Origin of the sequence: Caldanaerovirga acetigignens (assembly GCF_900142995.1) — a bacterium.
In the GTDB taxonomy this organism is placed as follows: Bacteria; Bacillota; Thermosediminibacteria; order Thermosediminibacterales; family Thermosediminibacteraceae; genus Fervidicola; species Fervidicola acetigignens.
Genome location: NZ_FRCR01000004.1, coordinates 173,672 through 194,179, shown reverse-complemented (window position 1 = coordinate 194,179; position 20,508 = coordinate 173,672). Strand labels below are relative to the sequence as shown.

Annotated in this window: 21 protein-coding genes; 13 read left to right on the top strand and 8 right to left on the bottom strand. The window is 47.0% G+C overall.

Annotation, left to right across the window (positions count from 1 at the left end):
• Window positions 1-203, bottom strand: a 203-nt coding sequence (locus BUB66_RS04760) for an IS110 family transposase (RefSeq protein WP_143156215.1), incomplete at its 3' end; no start/stop codon positions are given.
• A 303-nt stretch (window positions 204-506) separates the two neighbouring features.
• Between BUB66_RS04760 and trxA the strand changes: the two genes are divergently transcribed.
• From trxA to BUB66_RS04690, 12 genes are all read left to right on the top strand, one after another.
• Complete coding sequence (gene trxA / locus BUB66_RS04755; protein WP_073255440.1) at window positions 507-821, top strand: thioredoxin TrxA; 315 nt, start codon at window positions 507-509, stop codon at window positions 819-821.
• Window positions 822-851: 30 nt separating this feature from the next.
• Window positions 852-2,135, top strand: a complete 1,284-nt coding sequence (locus tag BUB66_RS04750) for a glycine/sarcosine/betaine reductase component B subunit (protein WP_073255437.1) — start codon at window positions 852-854, stop codon at window positions 2,133-2,135.
• A 22-nt stretch (window positions 2,136-2,157) separates the two neighbouring features.
• The gene (gene grdA / locus BUB66_RS04740) at window positions 2,158-2,628 is read left to right on the top strand and encodes a glycine/sarcosine/betaine reductase complex selenoprotein A (protein ID WP_084098789.1); all 471 of its coding nucleotides are present in this window, start codon (window positions 2,158-2,160) and stop codon (window positions 2,626-2,628) included.
• A gap of 43 nt (window positions 2,629-2,671) precedes the next feature.
• Entirely contained in the window at window positions 2,672-3,982 is a 1,311-nt protein-coding gene (gene grdB, locus BUB66_RS04735; protein WP_084098787.1) for a glycine reductase complex selenoprotein B, read from the top strand.
• 37 nt (window positions 3,983-4,019) lie between these two features.
• The gene (gene grdC / locus BUB66_RS04725) at window positions 4,020-5,564 is read left to right on the top strand and encodes a glycine/sarcosine/betaine reductase complex component C subunit beta (RefSeq protein ID WP_073255423.1); all 1,545 of its coding nucleotides are present in this window, start codon (window positions 4,020-4,022) and stop codon (window positions 5,562-5,564) included.
• Between the two features lie 16 nt (window positions 5,565-5,580).
• A complete protein-coding gene (gene grdD, locus BUB66_RS04720) occupies window positions 5,581-6,699 on the top strand; it encodes a glycine/sarcosine/betaine reductase complex component C subunit alpha (RefSeq protein WP_073255498.1) in 1,119 nt (372 codons plus the stop codon).
• A gap of 142 nt (window positions 6,700-6,841) precedes the next feature.
• A complete protein-coding gene (locus BUB66_RS04715; RefSeq protein WP_073255419.1) occupies window positions 6,842-7,924 on the top strand; it encodes an ABC transporter substrate-binding protein in 1,083 nt (360 codons plus the stop codon).
• 98 nt (window positions 7,925-8,022) lie between these two features.
• Entirely contained in the window at window positions 8,023-8,823 is an 801-nt protein-coding gene (locus BUB66_RS04710) for an ABC transporter permease (RefSeq protein ID WP_073255494.1), read from the top strand.
• A 13-nt stretch (window positions 8,824-8,836) separates the two neighbouring features.
• Window positions 8,837-9,613, top strand: coding sequence for an ABC transporter ATP-binding protein (locus tag BUB66_RS04705; protein WP_073255416.1), 777 nt, complete (start codon window positions 8,837-8,839; stop codon window positions 9,611-9,613).
• Between the two features lie 21 nt (window positions 9,614-9,634).
• Window positions 9,635-10,249, top strand: a complete 615-nt coding sequence (ytaF, locus tag BUB66_RS04700) for a sporulation membrane protein YtaF (RefSeq protein ID WP_073255413.1) — start codon at window positions 9,635-9,637, stop codon at window positions 10,247-10,249.
• Between the two features lie 64 nt (window positions 10,250-10,313).
• Window positions 10,314-11,591, top strand: coding sequence for a sensor histidine kinase (locus tag BUB66_RS04695; RefSeq protein ID WP_159431504.1), 1,278 nt, complete (start codon window positions 10,314-10,316; stop codon window positions 11,589-11,591).
• A gap of 19 nt (window positions 11,592-11,610) precedes the next feature.
• A complete protein-coding gene (locus BUB66_RS04690; protein WP_084098780.1) occupies window positions 11,611-12,477 on the top strand; it encodes a response regulator in 867 nt (288 codons plus the stop codon).
• A 36-nt stretch (window positions 12,478-12,513) separates the two neighbouring features.
• On the opposite strand, the gene BUB66_RS04685 is transcribed toward BUB66_RS04690, so the two are convergent.
• The 7 genes from BUB66_RS04685 to BUB66_RS04655 form a co-directional block, all read right to left on the bottom strand.
• Window positions 12,514-14,457, bottom strand: coding sequence for a TRAP transporter permease (locus BUB66_RS04685; RefSeq protein ID WP_073255410.1), 1,944 nt, complete (start codon window positions 14,455-14,457; stop codon window positions 12,514-12,516).
• Between the two features lie 30 nt (window positions 14,458-14,487).
• Window positions 14,488-14,925, bottom strand: coding sequence for a DUF1850 domain-containing protein (locus BUB66_RS04680; protein WP_159431503.1), 438 nt, complete (start codon window positions 14,923-14,925; stop codon window positions 14,488-14,490).
• A gap of 95 nt (window positions 14,926-15,020) precedes the next feature.
• Complete coding sequence (locus BUB66_RS04675; protein ID WP_143156209.1) at window positions 15,021-15,989, bottom strand: TAXI family TRAP transporter solute-binding subunit; 969 nt, start codon at window positions 15,987-15,989, stop codon at window positions 15,021-15,023.
• A gap of 191 nt (window positions 15,990-16,180) precedes the next feature.
• Window positions 16,181-17,545 carry a PTS fructose transporter subunit IIC gene (locus tag BUB66_RS04670; protein WP_073255401.1) on the bottom strand — a complete coding sequence of 455 codons (1,365 nt, stop codon included), beginning with the start codon at window positions 17,543-17,545 and terminating at the stop codon, window positions 16,181-16,183.
• Window positions 17,546-17,574: 29 nt separating this feature from the next.
• Entirely contained in the window at window positions 17,575-18,024 is a 450-nt protein-coding gene (locus BUB66_RS04665; RefSeq protein ID WP_073255398.1) for a PTS sugar transporter subunit IIA, read from the bottom strand.
• Window positions 18,025-18,036: 12 nt separating this feature from the next.
• Window positions 18,037-18,978: a 1-phosphofructokinase gene (gene pfkB / locus BUB66_RS04660; RefSeq protein WP_159431502.1), complete on the bottom strand. Its 942-nt coding sequence runs from the start codon at window positions 18,976-18,978 to the stop codon at window positions 18,037-18,039.
• Window positions 18,975-19,700, bottom strand: coding sequence for a DeoR/GlpR family DNA-binding transcription regulator (locus tag BUB66_RS04655; protein WP_425291868.1), 726 nt, complete (start codon window positions 19,698-19,700; stop codon window positions 18,975-18,977). Before BUB66_RS04655 ends, pfkB begins: the two co-directional genes overlap by 4 nt.
• 247 nt (window positions 19,701-19,947) lie before the next feature.
• Between BUB66_RS04655 and BUB66_RS04650 the strand changes: the two genes are divergently transcribed.
• Window positions 19,948-20,505 (top strand): LemA family protein, encoded by a 558-nt coding sequence (locus tag BUB66_RS04650; protein ID WP_425291867.1) that lies wholly within the window; start codon window positions 19,948-19,950, stop codon window positions 20,503-20,505.
• Window positions 20,506-20,508 lie beyond the last annotated feature (3 nt).

Genomic DNA, 20,508 nt, shown 5'->3' with positions numbered 1-20,508 from the left:
ATAGGAAGCCAGTAATGTCCGGTGGCTTCTAAGCAGAACTTTACGTCATCAGGCCTTAAACCGAGCCTTTTTAATGCCTGCAAAAGTTTATTCATTCCTTTATGGTTATTATCTATATGTATCTTTAGGACTATATCTCCGGATTCATTTACTAGGCATACTTCGTGACTGTATTTAGCCACATCAATACCGCCATAGATCATATTTACATCCTCGCTTTCACTAAATTTTAGGCAGGGTTCCCACAGTCCTCTATAAGTCTCAACCTTGCGCGTAACTCGAGGCATGCAGCAAGCTGCATCCGCAACGTGCTCATTCGAGACATCTCATAGAGGAGGGGCTTCACTCTTAGTTTCGGGACAGCAAAAGGGCTTCCCAAGGAGGTAGATCGAAGTCCCCTGCCGCTACGAGAAATATTAGCTATGTTTTATCAGAATTCCTATGTGTTTGTCAAAAAAATTTATTAGTTAAAGGCTAACTATATTGTACAAAGGGAGGTGAAGGTTTTGCTGGAAGTGAACAGCGAAAATTTCGAACAAGAGGTATTAAAGTCGGAGAAACCCGTGCTTGTGGACTTCTGGGGGCCAAGGTGCGAGCCCTGCAAGGCCCTGATGCCCCAGGTGGAAAAGCTCGAGGAAATGTACGGCGACAGAATGAAGTTTTGCAAGCTTGATACTTCAAAAAATATGCGGCTCGCAATTAGCCAGAAAGTCATGGGTCTTCCAACAATAGCAATCTACAAGAACGGCGAAAAAGTAGACCAGGTCACAAAGGATGTCACCATCGAGATGGTTGAAGAGATGATTAAAAGGAACTTATAGGGGAGGATAACTTATAGGGGAGGATAGAAAATGAAACTGGAGCTCGGGTATTTTAACGTTAAGGATGTGGTGTTTGGCGATGTCACCCGGTACGAAAACGGCGTCCTCACCGTAAGCAAGAAAGAACTTTCCGAGCTCGTCCTCGAAGACCAGAGGATAAAAGACGTGGACTTTGATGTGGCAAAGCCGGGTGAAGAGGTAAGGATAATTCCGGTCAAAGACGTCATCGAGCCCCGCGTGAAGGTGACTGGCGGAACTATTTTCCCGGGTTTCCTTGGAAAACCCAGCACCGTGGGCGAGGGAAGGACCCACGTTTTGAAAGGAATGGCGGTAGTGACATGCGGTAGGATAGTGGGTTTCCAGGAAGGCATAATCGACATGAGCGGGCCCGGAGCCGAATACACCCCGTTTTCAAAACTTGTCAACCTTGTTGTCGTGGCAAATCCCGTAGAAGGCCTTTCCCAGCACGAGCACGAAGAAGCCCTTCGAATAGCGGGACTTAAAGTGGCGGCGTACGTTGCAGAAAGCGTGAAAGAAAAGAAGCCCGAAGAGATTAAGGTCTACGAGACAAAGCCGTTACCTCAGGCCTTAAAAGAATATCCGGACCTTCCCAAAGTGGCTTACGTTTACCAGCTTCAGAGCCAGGGACTTTTGCACGATACTTATGTCTACGGCGTCGATGCTAAAAAAATAATACCTACCTTCATATACCCCACCGAACTGATGGACGGAGCGATTGTGAGCGGCAACTGCGTTTCTGCCTGCGACAAGAACCCTACCTACGTACATCAAAACAATCCCGTGGTTGAAGAACTTTACAGGCGCCACGGCAAGGATATAAACTTCGTTGGCATAATAATAACCAATGAAAACGTTACCCTTGCCGACAAAGAGCGCTCCTCCGACTACACGGCAAAACTCGCCGAATACCTAGGCCTCGACGGCGTCATCATCACCGAAGAAGGCTTCGGCAATCCCGATACCGACCTCATAATGAACTGCAGGAAGATAGAGGACAAAGGGATAAAAACCGTGCTCATCACCGACGAATACGCTGGAAGGGATGGAGCATCCCAATCCCTGGCCGACGCCGATCCGAAGGCTGACGCGGTGGTAACGGCGGGCAACGCCAACGAGGTGATAGTGCTCCCGCCCATGAAGAAAGTGATAGGCCTGGTAGATACGGCCGCCGTCATAGCCGGCGGTTCTCAAAAAGCATTGAGGGAAGATGGAAGCATCGAAATAGAACTTCAGGCTATAACCGGAGCTACTTCGGAAGTCGGTTTTACGCGCTTGAGCGCGGTAACTCTTTAAATTTCAAAGGGAGGCGAATATCATGTTTGAAGGAAAAAAGATAGTGATAGTAGGGGACAGGGACGGCGTCCCCGGTCCAGCCATAGAAGCTTGCATGAAGACAACCCCAGGTGAAGTGGTGTTTTCGACCACTGAGTGTTTCGTCTGAACGGCTGCTGGCGCAATGGATCTGGAGATCCAAAAGAGAATCAAAGAACTAGCCGACGAGTACGGCCCGGAAAACGTCGTCGTGATATTGGGCGGAGCCGAGCCCGAAGCAGCCGGTATTGCGGCCGAAACCGTCACCAATGGCGATCCCACCTTTGCAGGGCCTTTAGCGGGCGTATCCTTAGGACTTGCAGTTTATCACATCGTAGAGCCCGAGGTTAAAGCGGCGGTGGACCCTGCCGTGTACGAGGAACAGGTCGGGGTAATGGAAATGGTTCTGGATGTAGAAGGGCTTGCAAGGGAGGTCAAAAAGTACCGCGAGCAGTACTCCAAGTACAGGGCGTAAAGTTTAACGTATCGTCCGAAAAGTCCGAAAGGAGGGCGGCACAATGGGTAAATTCAAGGTTGTCCACTATATAAACCAGTTTTTCGCCGGGCTGGGCGGTGAAGAAAAGGCCGATTTACCGCCTCAGGACAGGGAAGGCCCTGTGGGGCCGGGCATGGCCTTTAACGCTGCCTTTGCAGGGGAAGCGGAAATCGTAGGAACAGTCATCTGCGGGGATTCGTATTTCAACGAACACCAAGAGGAAGCGAAAGCGGATATTTTGGATCGGATAAAAAAATATAACCCTGATTTTGTAGTCGCGGGCCCTGCCTTCAATGCCGGGCGATACGGGATGGCCTGTGGCAGTGTGTGCAAGGCCGTAAAAGAGACGTTAAATATTCCCGCTGTCACCGGCATGTTTATGGAAAACCCCGGAGTAGAGGTATACAAAAAGGATGTATATATCGTGGAAACCGCCGGTTCGGCAGCAGGCATGCGGGAAGCGGTGCCGAAAATGGCAAAGCTCGCGTTGAAGCTTGCAAAAGGTGAAGCTTTGGGTACTCCTTCAGAAGAGGGCTATATACCGCGCGGAATAAGAAAGAACGTTTTCGTCGAAGAATACGGCGCGAAAAGGGCCGTCGACATGCTGGTGAAAAAGATAAAAGGCGAACCTTTTGCGACCGAATACCCAATGCCCAATTTTGACAGGGTCCCACCCGCACCGGCAGTAAAGGACCTCTCGAAGACCACCGTGGCCTTGGTGACATCGGGAGGTATCGTGCCTAAGGGCAATCCGGATAAGATAGAAGCTTCCAGCGCTTCTAGATTCGGCAAATACGACCTTGAGGGCGTAGATTATCTCACCCCGGAAAAGTTCCAGACGGCCCACGGAGGTTACGACCCCACCTACGCCAACCAGGACCCCAACCGGGTCTTGCCCGTGGACGTAATGCGCGAACTGGAAAGGGAAGGCGTAATAGGAAAACTCCACAGGTACTATTACGCCACGGTGGGCAACGGAACGTCGGTGGCAAGTGCCAGGAAATTTGCCCAGGAAATTGCAAAGGAACTTATCGCCGACGGCGTTCAGGCTGTAATCCTTACCTCCACCTGAGGGACCTGTACTCGTTGCGGTGCAACGATGGTAAAGGAACTTGAAAGGGCAGGTATTCCCACGACCCACGTGTGCACGATAGTGCCGATTTCGCTGACGGTAGGAGCAAACCGTATTGTTCCGGCTGTTGCAATACCGCACCCCCTTGGCAATCCTTCGCTTACAAAAGACCAGGAGAAAGCACTGAGAAGGCGGCTGGTACTGAAAGCTTTGAAAGCCTTGACGACGGACATTGACAGGCAGACGGTATTCGAAGATTAAAACCAGAAAGAAAAAGGCTGCCGAAGGAGGGCTAATTGTGAGCAATGCTGTGATTTCCGGTGCCAGCTACGTGCTGGTGCACGTGCCAAACCTCACGGTGGTAGCTGGCACCACCCAGCTTTTAGAAAGGGAAAACCCGGGTTCCGAATATATAAAAAGGGTAAGGGACCACTTGAGGACTTACGAGGAAGCCGTCGCTTATCCGCCGAACCAGACGTATATAGGGAATATATCGCCCGAAGACTTGAAGAATATAAAAAGGCCCTGGTACCAAAATCCGCTTGAAAATTCCTCGCGGTTCGGGCGTTACGGCGAAATAATGCCGGAAGACGAATTTTGCGGCCTTATGGCCATGTCCGACGTCTTCGGCCTTGTCATCCTGGAACGGGAGTTTGCGGAAGGCGTAAAGCAAAAGCTCCTCAACCATCCGCTCTTTTCAGCGGATGACATAAACCGCATAAAGAACGTTGCAGACGAAGATACGATAAAAAAGCATATTGGAGAGGGCGCCGTGGAACTGAGGTGTGACGGCAAGTTAGTGGGCTGCGTGCGGAAGGCCCACGACCGAGACGAAACCCTCTCGGCCCATGTAATGGCGGAGAATCTTGCCACAAAAACTTCGGCGGTTCTGGCTTTAAGGCACCTTTTTAAGGTCACCGGAATTTCACCGGGCGAGGTGGACTATATAATCGAATGTTCGGAAGAGGCCTGCGGCGATATGAACCAGAGGGGTGGTGGGAATTTCGCCAAAGCCATAGGGGAAATCGCTGGCTGCGGCAATGCGACGGGAGCCGACATGAGAGGCTTTTGCGCGGGCCCCACCCACGCCCTTATTAGCGCTGCGGCCCTGGTGAAGGCCGGAGTGTATAATAAGGTGGCGGTAGTCGCGGGAGGAGCTGCTGCAAAGCTAGGTATGAACGGCAGGGACCATGTGGCAAAGGGAATGCCGCTTTTAGAAGATGTGCTCGGCGGCTTTGCAGTGCTGGTGAGCAGCGACGACGGCGTAAACCCCGTTATAAGGCTCGATTCTGTCGGAAAGCACCCGATAGCAGCGGGTGCGGCACCTCAGGCTGTTATGCAGAGCATCGTATACGACCCCCTGGATAGGTTGAATCTAAAAGCTGCCGATGTAGACAAATACGCCCCTGAACTTCAAAACCCCGAGATAACGGAGCCCGCAGGGGCAGGGGACGTCCCGAAAGCCAACTACAAGATGATCGCCGCTATTGCCGTAAAGCGCGGGGAGCTCAAAAAAGAAGAAATGGAATCCTTCATAGAAAAGCACGGCGTGGTGGGATTTGCCCCGACCCAGGGCCACATCCCATCGGGGGTGCCCGTTATAGGCTATGCGAGAGACAGGATTTTGGCAGGAAACATGACAAGGGCCATGATAATAGGAAAGGGAAGCCTCTTCCTCGGACGCATGACCAACCTCTTCGACGGCATATCATTTCTAATGGAAAAGAACCCCGGGGAGAAAAAGGAAGAGAAATTGCCCGATATTTCGTCGTATCTGGCTGAAGCCTTCCGAGAATTTGCCGAATACTTGAAGACGAGGGGGGAGGCCGGTGCCCCTAAATAAGCCTGAAATCTTTGATATGCTTGCCGACGCTTTAGAAGGCCGCAGGACAAAAAAGATAAGGGTGGGATTGACCGTCCACGGCAGCGAGCATCCCCCCGAGATGCTGATAGGTGCGGCAAAGGAAGCGGCAAAGAGCCTCGATGGGGTAGAAGTAGTGCTTATCGGTGCCGGTGAGGAAGTAGAAGGGCGGGGGATTCAATGTGTAAAAGCCGGCACGCTGGAGGAAGCACACCGGATTATGGAAAAGATGCTCGACGGCGGTGAACTGGACGCCGTGGTCACCATGCATTACAACTTCCCGGTAGGTGTCTCTACAGTGGGAAGGGTGGTTACTCCTGCAAGGGGAAAGCCGATGCTAATAGCGACGACTACCGGTACCTCTGCTGTCAACCGGGTCGCAGCCATGGTGAAGAACGCTGTGTACGGAATCATAGCAGCAAAAACCCTGGGGATTGAAAACCCGAGCGTGGGCATACTCAACGTCGACGGTTCCCGGCAGGTGGAGAGGCTGCTGAAGCAGCTTTCAGAGCAAGGGTACGAAATAAATTTTGCGGGGTCTATGAGGGCAGACGGCGGGTGCATAATGAGAGGCAACGACCTCCTTGCGGGTTCCTGCGACGTCATGGTGACGGATACCCTGACAGGCAACATCCTAGTAAAAATACTTTCGGCCTACACCACGGGCGGCGATTACGAAGCATTAGGCTGGGGCTACGGTCCCGGCATCGGCGAGGGCTACAAGAGGATAATCCTCATCCTTTCCAGGGCCTCAGGAGCGCCGGTGGTGGAAGGGGCTATCCGGTACGCCGTAGAATTGGTGAGGGGAAGACTCCTCGAGAAGGCATCAGAAGAATTCGAAAAGTTAAGGAAGGCAGGATTTCACGAATTCTTGTCCGAACTGGAAAAGGCTGTAAAACCTGAAAAAGAAGCGGCTTTTGAGCCGCCCCCTAAGAAAGCTGTAACGGAAGAGATAGCAGGCATAGACGTGCTTCAGATGGAAGAGGCGGTAAGGATTTTATGGAAAAGCGGAATATATGCGGAAAGCGGTATGGGGTGCACGGGGCCGGTAATCATGGTAACCCATGAAGACCTGAAATCCGCTGTGGACATATTGAAGGCCGAGGGATATTTGTAGACGTATGAAAAATACGACAAAAAGCCCGAGTCTAATAAAGACCGGGCTTTTTTTATTTACCCTGAATCGTTAGTGTAACCATGACGTGTCTTAAAAAATATTATATCAAGAGATGAATTTTTAGCTGGAGGGAGTGGGAAATATGAGAAAAATAGCAATGCTTCTGGTGGTTATGCTACTTTTTTCGGTTTTTGCAGCGGGGTGCGGGAAGCAAGCGGCAAAACAGGAGCCTTCGGGTGAAGGCAAGGTAGAGGCCGGCAACTTCCCTGGAGTAGAGCCCCTTTTGCCCTCTGTAAAGGTTACCGTGGGGATGAAGCAGGTGGTATCCGATGCAGGAGTGCTCATAGGGATGGCAAAAGGGTACTACAAGGAACTGGGGATAGAAATCGAGCCAGTGCAGTTTAATACGGGTCAGGACATGATAAATGCCCTCGGAGCAGGACAGCTAGACGTCGGATGCACGGTTACTGCATCAGGCCTTTTTAACGCCATGCTGCGGGGAATTCCGATAAAAATCGTAGCAGACAAGGGTATAAATATACCGGGTAAGGGCTATTACAGACTGGTAATCAGGAAGGACCTGGTAGATCAAATAAATGATTACAATGACCTGAAAGGCAGGAAGCTTGCCATTGTAGGGACTGCGTCGCTGGACGAAATTGCCTTAGACCGGGTGCTCAATAAAGGCGGCATGACCACCGGTGACGTCGATCTGCAGGTTATAAGGTCGTTTCCGGATATAGTCGCTGCGATGAGCAACAAGAGCATCGATGGCGGAATGCTCATAGAGCCATTCATAGCAGCGGCTGTAGAAAAAGGCATTGGAGACCCGTGGAAAGACCCCTCAGAGTACGACCCGGATGCCCAGACTGCCCTTTTGGTATACGGAAAAAGCATGATAGAACGCCCCGAAGTCGCAAAGAGGTTCATGCTTGCCTATATAAAATCCCTGAGGGACTACAATGACGCATTTTTCAAGAACAAAAACAAGGACGAAATAATATCCATTCTTGCGGAATATTCTTCAGTGAAGGATAAGGCGCTTTACGAAAAGATGTTTCCGGTAGGGCTTAATCCCAACGGCTACGTTAGGATGAAGGGAATTCAGATGGACCTGGATTGGTACATCGAAAGAGGCCTGCTAAAAGGCCAACTCAAGGTCGAAGATGTGGTAGACAACAGCTACGTGGACTACGCTCTGAGCGTCCTCGGTAAGTATGAATAATATGAATAAACATGATATAGTATGTTTTTGTCCTACATTTTCTGAAAGGGGGAAATGACGTGAACGCGGTGCAAGAAAAGTTGAATCAGACAATTAAGATGGAAGATCTTGCCGATGATGCCGAAAATAATTCTAGGCAGAAAAAGGCCTTTTTACTGAGAACTTTCTCCTTCCTTTCCCCCTTGTTCTTGCTCTTTCTATGGGAAGCACTAGCCGCCTTAAAGCTGATAGACGTCAGGCTATTCTCGAGCCCCTCGAGAATTTTTGAAACACTAGTTCCCCTTGTCGCTTCGGGAGAACTCTTATACCACACCTTGGTAAGTACTTCGAGGATTGTATGTGGGTTCATCGTTGGTGCCGTGCCAGGAGTGATCCTGGGCCTTTCCATGGGGCTTTTCCCGCCGGTAAGGGCTCTGCTCATGCCCCTGGTTGCCGTGACTTTCCCAATACCCAAGCTGGCGATAATGCCTCTGATACTTATAGTTTTTGGCTTAGGAGAGAGCTCTAAAATATTCACCATTGCCATTGGAGTCTTTTATCTAGTGCTCATAAATACTATGGCTGGTGTCTTGAATATCGACTCCATTTACATCGACGTAGCAAAAAGCTTTGGTGCGAGCAAAATACAGTTTTACACCACTGTTGCTTTTCCAGGTGCCCTACCGATGATTTTCGCTGGGTTAAAACTAGGAATGGGGACCGCCCTCTTGCTGATTGTCGCCGCCGAGCTTTCGGCTGCCCGTGCTGGAGTGGGCTGGATGATATGGCGGGCCTACGACATGTTTGACATAGAAAGGATGTTTTGCGCCCTTATCGTTCTTGCGTTTTTGGGATACATCTTTTCCTACCTTCTCGATATTGTAGAGAAAATTGTAATCCCCTGGAAAAACTGCCAATAGAGGGGTGGTCTTTTTGGATAGAGAAATCATACGCATAGAAAACCTTACGAAAATATTTAGGTCGCGCAATAAAGAAGTAGTAGCATTGAAAGACCTAAACCTTTCGGTAAAAGAAGGAGAGTTTTTAGTTATAGTTGGGCCGTCAGGCTGCGGTAAGAGCACATTGCTCAGGATTCTCGCCGGGCTCGAAAAAAAGACTCATGGGGAAATTTATATAAAGTCTAAGCTTGAAAATAGACAAATTACGGCAGTAGTGTTTCAAGGAGATGCTATTTTCCCCTGGATGAAAGTTATAGATAATGTAGAGTACGGCCTTAAATTAAGGGGTGTACCTGTGGAGGAAAGGAAAAAGATTGCATACTTTTATCTTAAATTGATGGGGTTAGAAGATTTTGCCGATTATTATCCCCATCAGCTTTCCGGGGGGATGAAGCAAAGGGTAAACGTAGCGAGGGCCTTTGCGAGTAATCCGGAAATCCTCTTAATGGATGAACCTTTTGGAGCTTTAGATGAACAAAACCGTCTAATTCTTCAGCAGGAACTCCTGAAAATTTGGGAGGGGAGCGGGAAGACCGCGATATTTATAACTCATAGTATAGATGAGGCTATTTTTTTAGGGGACCGAATAGTGGTGATGACTGCCCAGCCTGGAAGGGTTAAGGCTGCTTTTGACGTGGGCTTCGAAAGGCCAAGGGAAATGCTGTCTTTAAAGTCCACCCCTCAGTTCATTGAACTTTACAGAAAAGTCTGGGAAGTTCTGAAAGAAGAAGTCTTGAAATCGCGAAAATAGAAAAATTGGAGGATGCTCATAATGGCAGATTTTTTTTCATGCCTTTTTCTTTCTATAGCCGTGAGTGTTGACAGCTTTTTTGCTGGGCTTACCTATGGCTTAAGAGGTATCAGAATTCCGATTTTATCCCAGTTTATTATTGCCTTTTCTACATCGGCAGCCTTCTTTCTTTCGATGACAATGGGGTGTATTATAGAAAGAGTTGTGCCTTTTGATTTATCTAGATATGCGGGAAGTGCTATCTTGATTTTACTAGGCTTTTTATCATTAAAAGAAACATTCAAACGAGAAGGTTTTAAAGAAAGAAAGAAAAAAACAAGCACGATCTTTTCCATAGTGGTAGATATAATGAGGGAACCCGAATCAGCAGATTTTGACGTATCGGGCATTATCGAGTCGAAAGAATCTTTTTTTCTAGGGGCGGCTCTTGCATTAGATGCTGTCGGAGCAGGGCTTGGGGCAGGGGCAATGGGGTTTAAAGTTATTCATGCGGTTTTATTAGTAGCTGTTTTTGAATTTGCATTGATGTCGGTAGGCCTTTACCTTGGTGGAAAAAACATAAGGAAAAAAGTCCTCACTCTTTCATGCCTACCTGGCATAATCCTCATACTTATCGGTATCTTTAGACTCATCTAGATTAGATTGAAAGGAAACTTTTTTGATATAATAGTCATGATATAGATTTTTTGGAGGCATGTTTGTGAAACTAAAAAAGGATCTGAAAGAATTAATGGTAACAGCGTTGCTCACTGCTGTAATAGGGGAGGTATATTTTTATCCCTTCGGCACCGCCTTCAGGTTTACAGCCGGAGTTATAGCTATTTCTTTTCTTTTGCTGTACTTCAAAGAAGTGCCAGAGATGATACTCGCAACTTTTTCGGGGGCTTTCGTTTTTTTGTTTCGCGTTGCTTTGTCTTTTTTGGTCAAAGGTTTGAGATTTGAACAAGCTGTAAGTCTGCATTATCCGGCGTTTTTTTACTACATTGTTTACGGGACTTTGCTAGGACTTTGGAGAATACGGAATTTAGTAAAAATGCCTGTGAATTTTATATCGGTTATGTCGCTTTCGGATATAGCGGCAAATCTAGTGGAACTTTCGGTGCGGCGCGAAATGAATTTTGTATACTTTCAACGGATTTTCCCTCCTCTTGTCGGCGTAGGCCTCATCCGCAGCATCGTAACTTATGCTTTTTATTGGATGTTAGAAAGGCAAAAATTAATAATATTAAAAGAAGAACATGAAAAGCGCTATGCGGAGCTTGTGGAGATTCTCTCCGAGCTCAAGGCAGAGCTCCTATTTTTAAAAAAGTCTACAGCCGACATGGAAGATGTAATGAAAGAGAGCTACGAAATTTATAGCAGCATTTCTGAAAATATGAGCGGTGATGAAATTTTAACGCTCAAAGAAAAAGCCCTTGACCTTGCGAGGAGGGTCCACGATATAAAAAAGGACTACTTAAGGATAAATGCAGGGTTTTCCCAGCTTATACCGGAGGAAAATGAGGGAGGGATGAAGATAAGCGCGATTTTGTCGTTATTGAGAAAAAATACGGAAAGATGGATGAAAAAGGAAGGAAAGAAGGTCGAATTAATAACTATTGGCGATGAAGATTTTATCGTGAAAAATTATTTTGACATTTTTTCTATATTGGGGAATTTAGTATACAATGCTTTAGAAGCGGTAAATGAGGATGGAGGATGGATAAGAGTAGTCGTGAAACGCAAAGGAGAAGAAATTATAATTTTGGTGGAAGACAACGGCTGCGGGATTGACTCAAGAGACCTTCCGTACATTTTCGAACCCGGATTCTCAACTAAAGTCATGTCGGATGGGTCTTTCTCGACGGGTCTTGGGCTTACACACGTAAAGAATTTGGTCGAAAAGATGGGAGGAAAGATAGAGGTTGAATCAGAGAAAGGCACTGGAAGCAGATTTTGCGTAAAGTTGCCCGCAGACAGTGTAGTGCTGAGAACATGAGGTGAGGAAGGATGATAAAGTGGATTACAGGATTATGATAATTGAAGACGACAGGGCAGTTAGGCGGATACTTGCAGGGATTATTGAAAACTACGACCTAGGAGAGGTCATAGCAGAAGCGGAAGACGGCGATGAAGCCGAAAAAAAATTGATTTCGCTCAATCCCGACATAGCCTTAATTGACCTTTTGTTGCCCAAAAAGGACGGGATTGAGGTGATAAAGAAAGTTAGAGCAAGGGGACTTGACACTTACTTTATAATGATATCTCAGGTAGAGGCGCAGAATATGATAAGCAAAGCTTATGAAGCCGGAATTGAGTTTTTCATTCATAAGCCTGTAAATGCCACCGAGACGGTGAGCGTCTTGAGCAAGGTTGGTGAAATGATAAGACTAAAGAGAGCCCTGGAAATGATAAAGGAAACCGTATCGGGGACATTAAACGAAAATGGGAATAAAAAGGAAGTGCGAAGGACTGAGAAGTTAGACTACATCTTGGCTGAGCTTGGAATTTTGGGGGATGCGGGGAGCGAGGATATAAAGGTACTTATTGAAAATTACGATGTGGTAAAGAAGAACACGGCGAACCTCCAGGAACTATATACTTTTTTGAAAGATTATTATGAGAAGGCAGGGATAAAAAAGTCGTCCGACATAAAAGCGATAGAAATGAGGATCCGGAGGGCTATAAATAAGGCCATGGACAATGTGGCTCTCATGGGCCTCGAGGATTACCACGGAGAACAGTTCATGAGGTATGCGCCAGTTCTCTTTGACTTTAAAGAGGTAAAAAAGCAGATGGACTTTTTGAGAAAGAAAACTCAAGAAGGCGGGAAAATAAACATGAGAAAATTCTTAGAAGGCCTTGCGTTTCTTTCAAAAGCATAAAAACCCCCGGAGAAAAATTCCGAGGGTTTGTTTATATTATTTTTTCGATTTTTTGACTCTTGTCATCTGGATGAAATGCCCCAATGCTAGTAACCCTGCTCCGATTACGTCGGTGTAAAGTCCAGGCGTTACAAGAAGTATGCCTCCTACGAAGAATATTACCCTCTCTATTATTGTCTGGGTTATAATTAAAAATCCGGATACAGAAGAGCTCACGGCTACTATACCTATTAGAGAAGTAGCGATTATCCATAAAATGTCAAGAGTGCTGTGGACGTTTAGCAGAAGAAGCGATGGATTGTAGACGAAGATGTATGGCACAAGGAATGCTGCTATTGCGAGTTTTGCCGCGTTGATGCCCGTCTTTAAGGGGTTTGCCTTTGCTATCCCGGCTCCGGCGAAGGCAGCGAGGGCAACGGGGGGCGTGACGTCTGCGATAATGCCAAAGTAAAACGCGAACATGTGGGCTGCAAGAACCGGGACGTTAAGCATCAACAGGGCCGGTGCTGCGATAGTAGATGTTATAACGTAGTTTGCAGTAGTAGGAACTCCCATTCCGAGTATGATCGAAGTAATCATCGTGAAAAAAAGCGTCAAGAAGAGGTTTCCGCCGGCAAGGCCTACGAGAGAACTTCCCATCTTGAGTCCTAGTCCGGTCAAGGTCACTACACCTATTATCACTCCTGCGCAGGCTGTTGCAGCTATGACTCCTAGGGCGTTTCGCGCACCTTGCTCAAGTCCTGCTATTATATCTGAAAAGCTAATTCGGGTATTCTTTCTGAGCATCGCCGTCGCAATCGAGAAAACAATAGCATAAAGCGCTGCCTTCATCGGCGTATATCCCGTGACGAGAAGGTACACAATCGCTATCAGGGGAAACATAAGGTGGCCGCGTTCCATCATGATGTTTTTTATCTTCGGGAGTTCATCTCTGCTGAGGCCTTTTAGGCCTAACCGCTTTGCTTCGAGGTGAACTCCTGTCCAGACTCCGAAATAATATAAAAGAGCAGGTATCGCGGCTGATAATATTATCTTGTTATAAGGTATCTGGGTAAATTCGGCCATTAGAAATGCGGCAGCGCCCATAATTGGGGGCATGAGCTGTCCACCTGTGGATGCGGTAGCTTCTACTGCGCCTGCGAATTCCGGCTTGTAACCCAGGCTTTTCATCATCGGGATTGTAAAGCTCCCGGTCCCTACTACGTTTGCCACTGAGCTACCGGAGACTGTGCCCATAAGGCCGCTTGAAAGGACTGCTACTTTGGCAGGGCCTCCAGAAGCCCAGCCTGCGATGGCATTGGCAAGGTCGATGAAAAATTGGCCCATTCCGGTTTTTTCAAGGTAGGCCCCAAAGAGTATGAAAAGAAATATGAAAGTAGAAGAAACTCCTATCGGTATTCCGAAGATGCCTTCAGTTGTGAAAAATAGGTGCTGAACCAGGGTAGGCAGGTCAGCTCCCCGGTGTGCCAACTGCCCCGGAATGTAAGGCCCGGCTAAGGCATATATTATAAAGAGGAATGCGATTGTAACTATGGGAAGGCCCACAACCCTCCTTGCAGCTTCAAGTACGAGCATTACCCCTATAAGGCCTGTGATGAAATCTGCCGTGGTTACTGTGCCTGCGCGGAGAACCAGGGTTTTGTAATTTGCAACTATATAAAGTGGAACGGCTGCTCCTGCTATGGCGGTTATAAAATCAATTGGATGAATCCTGTCCCTTGGCCAGCTTTTTCTTGCAGGGTAGAGCAGAAATATCAAGCAAAGGCCGAAAGCTAGGTGTATCGAGCGCTGAATCATTGCGTCTAAGACTCCGAAGACAGCGGTATAAAGCTGAAAGACTGAGAAAGTTATTGCAATAGCGGCTACGACTTTTGCCCAAAAACCTTCGAGCTTCCTGAAGTCGGACTCTTTATCGTATTTCCTCAAGATATCCTCTGCGTCAACTGCGGATAAAGCTTCATTTGTATGCTTTTCTGACATTTTATCTGCACTCCTTTCCCATAATAATTCTCATCTCCTTACAACAACCCACCTTTTTTGTGCCCGTATCTCAAGAAGGTCTTCACTTTCTGCAATTTCGAGAAAGTTTATCTTCCTTCCTTCGGCGATTAATGCATGGCCGGGGATTGGGGACACCCGAAGGAGCAGGCTAGGAAAGCTTTTCTTTTCCTTTATAACAAACTGCCCATTTTCATTTTTAAAAATTCCATCACTTGAAAAAGGAAGTCCTGTTCCCAGAGAGTAAAAACGCACTTCGTTCAGGATTATTTTTCCATCTTCGTCTATACTGTATATTTCAGATACGGGAGTCCTCTCTATAGAATGTACGAAAGTGATTGTAAAGTATTTACTATTTACCGGCACAGCAATTTTTTCATTTTTGCTTCTATTAAAAATCACAACCGACCATTCGTGCTCTATATGAAACCTGCAAAAGAAAATGGCCAATATTACTGCTAAAATCAATAAAAAATAGCTTCCTTTTGTATCCATAAAACGAGCATTGGAATAACTTCCAATGCTCGCAAATCCCCCCTTAACAATTATAAGCCTTTTTCTTTAAAATACTTTTCCGCTCCGGGGTGAAGCGGTATGGACATTCCTTCCTTTCCGGCTTCCGGAACTATCTTTTCGCCGACAGCGTGGGCAGTCTTTAATCTCTCGAGGTTTTCATACATGGTTTTTACCAGGTTGTAGGCAGTTTCCTCATCCATCTTGGAACTTACTGCCAACATAGATTTGACTGATACTGTCTTTACGTCTTCGGTCTGCCCGTTGTAAGTGTTGGCAGGAATAACTGTCTTTGTGTAGAAGGGATACTTTGATATCAATGCATCGGCTGTCTTGTCGTCAACGGGGATTATCACTATCTTGTGCTGGGCAGCAATATCTTGTACTGCTGCTGTCGGGAAGCCCGCCGTTACAAAGGCCGCATCTATGTTGCCATCTTTAAGGTTGTTGGCTGCTTCAGAAAAGCTTAAGTATTGAACCTGAATGTCCTTGTAGGTAATTCCTGCAGCTTCGAGTATTTGCCTTGCGTTGGCTTCGGTGCCGCTTCCTGCAGCGCCTACTGCTACCTTTTTACCTTTCAAGTCTAAAATGCTCTTTATTCCCTTATCGGCCCGTGTGACAATCTGGATGGTCTCGGGATAAAGTGTGGCAAGTCCCCGGATATCTTCGTATTTGTTGTCTTTAAACATTTCGGTGCCGTTTAACGCGTAATAGGCTATATCGTTTTGGACGAAAATCACTTCGGCCTTGCCGTCCTTCAATAGGTTTACGTTTGCCACGGATGCTCCTGTGCTCTGGGCTGTAGCATTTACTCCCTTAATATTCTTGTTCCAAATTTCAGCAAGAGCTCCTCCCAATGGGAAGTAGGTGCCGGAGGTTCCTCCGGTAGCAATGTTGATGAACTTCTGGCTGCCGCCAGTGTTCTGGCCGCCTCCGCTGCAGCCTGCTACAAGAACGGCCAAGAGCAAGACTGCAGTTACGAGTGCAAGTGCCTTCTTCATTTTCCAACCTCCCGTTTTCATTTTATTTTTTCTATTTTTATTTTAGTGTACAAGTAACGCAAGTTATAAGTTTTACTACAAAATCCTTCATAGCATGGATTAATGTATACAGTATTTTTAAGAGGCGGGGCCGTGAAACGGCTCATGCATACAGGTAAAAAAATAAGGGGTAGTTAACCCCTTATCTTAACTTAGGATGCTTTCTTTTTCAGCAACAACACCATAAAAGCCGTTACCACAGTGCCTGCTATTATCGAAATCACGTACATCGGCAGGTTTCCGACGGCATTAGGGATTGGGAGGACGAATATACCTCCATGGGGCACCCTCAAAGTTGCTCCGAAGAGCATGGACAGGGCGCCGGTCACCGCAGAACCCACCATGATCGAAGGAATGACCTTTAGAGGGTCGGCGGCTGCAAAAGGTATCGCTCCTTCGGTTATAAACGAGATACCCAGTACCCAGGCAGCTTTGCCCGCTTCTATTTCATCCTCTGTGAAGCGGTCTTTTGCGATTAGTGTGGCAAGGGCCAATCCTAACGGGGGAGTCATACCTGCGGCCATTACGGCGGCCATAGGTGTGTAAATTCCCGACGCCAAGAGGCCTGTGGCAAAGGTATAGGCGGCTTTGTTCACAGGACCTCCCATATCGAAGGCCATCATGAGACCCAATATGAGCCCCAGCAATACGGCGTTGGACTTGCTCATGCCCGTAAGCCAGTTGGTGAGGGCTGTCATTATTGATTTGATCGGGGTGCCTATAACGTAAATCATAAGAAGGCCGACTATGAGACATGATAATACTGGTAGCACAAGCACGGGCATTATGCCTTCTAAAGTCTTGGGAAGTTTAATACTCCTTTTTATGAAGTCTACGGTATAACCTGCAAGAAAACCGGAAATTATGCCACCCAGGAAACCTGCACCTGTACTGACTGCCAGCATACCGCCGACCATACCCGGCACGAGACCCGGTCTGTCGGCTATAGAATAGGCGATATACCCTGAGAGCACGGGCACCATGAGCGCAAAGGCCGAACCGCCACCTATCTGCATTAAAGCGGCCGGCAGGGTCCCCTCGTTCTTAAAGGCGTTTATGCCGAATGCAAAGGATATAGCGATAAGGATACCTCCAGCGACTACGAAGGGAATCATGTACGACACGCCTGTCATGAGGTGTTTATAAGCTCCTGTACGGGCTGCCGACCTTTTCCTGTGAATTTCTTCGACCCTTTCCAGGTAATCCGCGGATTTCTCCATTTTGAGAGCCTTTTCTACGAGCGATTTAGCATCCTTAATGGCCTGTTCCACAGGGACTTCTAGAATAGGTTTTCCATAAAATCTGCTTTTGTCTACCTTTGTGGCGGCGGCGATTATTACCGCATCCGCGTTTTTTATATCCTCTTCGGATAATTTGTTTTCAATGCCCACGGAGCCCTGGGTCTCCACTTTAATTTCTACTCCCAGTTCCTTAGCGGCTATAGATAAGTTCTCGGCGGCCATGTAAGTATGGGCTATGCCCGTCGGACAAGCCGTTACCGCTACTATTTTTTTCATGTAAAACCCTCCTCAAAATTGGTTTTGTGCTAATCAAAATTCAGAGCTTCCAATACTTTTTCCTCGGTATCGGCCTCGTAAAGCGCCTTTCTCACCTCCTCGTGCATCAGTTTTCTTGAAAGGGTGCTGATGAGCTTGAGGTGCAGGTCGTGAGATTCTTCCGGGACGGCTATAAGGAAGAACAAATAAGCGGGCTTGCCGTCGAGGGAATCAAAATCTATACCTCTTTCGGATTTGCCGAAAGCTATAGCAGCGCCCTTTACAGCTTTACTTTTGCCGTGGGGGATAGCAATGCCCATTCCGATACCGGTAGAATACGTTTTTTCTCTTTCCCAGACGGCCTCAAAGAACTCTTCTTTATCGGTAATCGAACCGGTTTTGGCAAGAAGGGAAATTAGCTCCTTTATTACCGATTCTTTGTCGGAACTTCTTAGATTAAGATTGATTCTATCCTTGCTCAGGATGTCACCGATTTTCATAAAAATCTCCTTTCAAAAAGGAATTTCGATTATGCTTACTTGGTTGATAAGGTTATTAAAGGATTCGGTGTCAATGGGTTGCGTACCTTCTCTGGTTACCGCACAGGATGCAGCGGCAGATGCCATTTTCACCGCCTGAATCGTGTCAAGGCCCTTATCTAGGGCTAGGGCGAAACCTGCCACCATTGCATCCCCTGCCCCAGCCGTGCTTCTAACTTTAACATCCAATGGTGGAACAAAGTAAGCCTTGTCCTGCGTGACCGTCAGGCTGCCCCGAGACCCCATGGATACTGCAACAATTTTTACGCCATTTTCAATAATTGGCAGTGCGGCCGAAATTATCTCTTCATCGGTTTTCAGATCCTTTCCCATTAGCCCGGAAAGCTCGTGGATATTGGGCTTTATAAGGTAAGGAGAGGCTTTTATGCCAAGTTTGAGTGCCTCGCCTTCGGCATCGAGAATTACCTTTGCCCCTGAACTTTTGGTGCTCAAAATAATTTCGTTGTAAAAATCATCCTTTACTCCTGGGGGCAGGCTGCCTGCCAGCACCACCACACGGGCCCTAAAAGCCCAGAATTTTATTTTTTCTATCAGGGATCTTGCTTCAAAAGAATCCACTTCGGGCCCGGGTTCGTTTATATCTGTAAAGGTCGACGAATCCTCTTCGATTAGTTTTATGTTTACCCTTATCGGGTTTTGTATGATTGTAAAGTCGGTGTATAATCCCAAATCTTCTAAATATTTTGCTGCAAAATCATCGCTGCGGCCCAGGAATCCGAGGCAAACTGCATCGCCGCCGAGAGCTTTAATGTTTTTAGCGACGTTTATACCTTTGCCGCCAACATCTACCCGGGACCTTAAGACCCTGTTTATCTTTCCGATTTTAAAATTTTTCAGTACAATGGTTCTGTCCAAAGCCGGATTGGCCGTAACTGTTATGATCAATGCCGTCACCCTTTCTGCGGATATATGATTTCCGTTCCCGCTTCCTCAATGGAACTTACCCATTTTAGGTCTACGTTCCGGTCGGTTATAATAGCGGCAATGTCCGATAGACTTGCAAATTTTACGAAGGCTGAAATACCGAATTTCGAATGGTCGGCCACTATGTAGGGTTGGGACGATATTTTGAGCATTACTTTTTTTGTTGCTGCCTCAATGATATTGGGGGTGGTAACGCCGTTGAGGTCGATGCCGTTTGCTCCGATGAAAGCCTTATCGACATTGAATTCTTTTAAGTTTTTCTCGGCAATGGGGCCCACGAGGGCCGCAGTTTCTTTTCTGAATATACCTCCGACCATGATTACTTCTATTTCCTTTTCAGAAAAAAGTTCCATGGCTATGACAGGGGAGTTGGTAACAACGGTTATTTTTTTTCCCTTGAGATTTTTTGCTACGCTTAAGGTAGTGGTTCCCGAATCAAGGAGAACCGTGTCGCCATCCTTTATCAACTCTGCTGCGAGCTTTCCGATTTCATGCTTTGAGGCGGCTTCTTTGGATTCCTTTTCCGAATATGTGGGCTCGTAATAGGAGTGCTGCAGGATTGCACCGCCGTGAGTTCGCTGGATGTAGCCCTTGTCTTCCAGAAACTGCAGGTCCCTCCTTATTGTGGATTCGGATACGTTAAAGGTCCTCGCCAGTTCCGAGACGGTTATACTTTTAATATTTTTTATCATATCGGCTATTTTTAATCTGCGCTCTTCTGCAAACAAGGTCATACCCCCAAAATGATCGTCTATGATGAAATTTTGCCGGTAATAGTGCACGAATACGATTAAATATGCTCAATTATGATTATACTGTCCTCGAATATTTTTGTCAATTAAAAATTCACAAAAAGTGAAATTGCCGATGATTATGTTATAATAAATGTAACAAAACTAATTTTTAGGGGGGTCTTTTTTGAATAATAAAGCTAGCGCGATTCTCGCTATAGTAGTAGTGGTTGCTTTTCTTTTATTATTTGCCTTTTCAAGCTACAACGGCCTAGTGGCTGCCGAGGAGAACGTGAACAGCAAGTGGAGCCAGGTGGAAAACCAGCTTCAAAGAAGGGCCGACCTCATACCCAATCTGGTGGAGACGGTAAAAGGTTACGCGGCCCACGAACAGGAGATATTCACCGAGGTTACGAGGGCCCGTGAAAAGCTAATTAGTGCCGGGTCCGTGGCAGAAAAAGCCCAGGCCGATGCCGAACTTACCAGTGCCCTTTCCAGGCTTTTGGCCATAGTGGAAAACTATCCCACGCTTAAAGCCGACGCCAACTTCAGGCAGCTGGCCGACGAGCTTGCAGGCACCGAAAACAGGATAGCCGTGGCCAGGATGGACTACAACAACGCTGTCCAGAGGTATAACAGCAGAATAAGGAGCTTCCCTACGGTTATAATCGCCAAGATTATGGGGTTTGAGAAAAAGGAGTATTTCAAAGCTGAAGAGGGGGCTTACGAGGCACCTAAGGTGGACTTCAGCGGTAAAGGAGAATAATCG

Coding starts and splice junctions, on each gene's coding strand:
- BUB66_RS04750 (WP_073255437.1), top strand. CDS start 852: ATGAAACTGGAGCTCGGGTATTTTAACGTTAAGGATGTGGTGTTTGGC.
- grdD (WP_073255498.1), top strand. CDS start 5,581: ATGCTTGCCGACGCTTTAGAAGGCCGCAGGACAAAAAAGATAAGGGTG.
- BUB66_RS04715 (WP_073255419.1), top strand. CDS start 6,842: ATGAGAAAAATAGCAATGCTTCTGGTGGTTATGCTACTTTTTTCGGTT.
- BUB66_RS04710 (WP_073255494.1), top strand. CDS start 8,023: ATGGAAGATCTTGCCGATGATGCCGAAAATAATTCTAGGCAGAAAAAG.
- ytaF (WP_073255413.1), top strand. CDS start 9,635: ATGGCAGATTTTTTTTCATGCCTTTTTCTTTCTATAGCCGTGAGTGTT.
- BUB66_RS04685 (WP_073255410.1), bottom strand. CDS start 14,457: ATGTCAGAAAAGCATACAAATGAAGCTTTATCCGCAGTTGACGCAGAG.
- BUB66_RS04675 (WP_143156209.1), bottom strand. CDS start 15,989: ATGAAGAAGGCACTTGCACTCGTAACTGCAGTCTTGCTCTTGGCCGTT.
- BUB66_RS04670 (WP_073255401.1), bottom strand. CDS start 17,545: ATGAAAAAAATAGTAGCGGTAACGGCTTGTCCGACGGGCATAGCCCAT.
- BUB66_RS04665 (WP_073255398.1), bottom strand. CDS start 18,024: ATGAAAATCGGTGACATCCTGAGCAAGGATAGAATCAATCTTAATCTA.
- BUB66_RS04655 (WP_425291868.1), bottom strand. CDS start 19,700: ATGATAAAAAATATTAAAAGTATAACCGTCTCGGAACTGGCGAGGACC.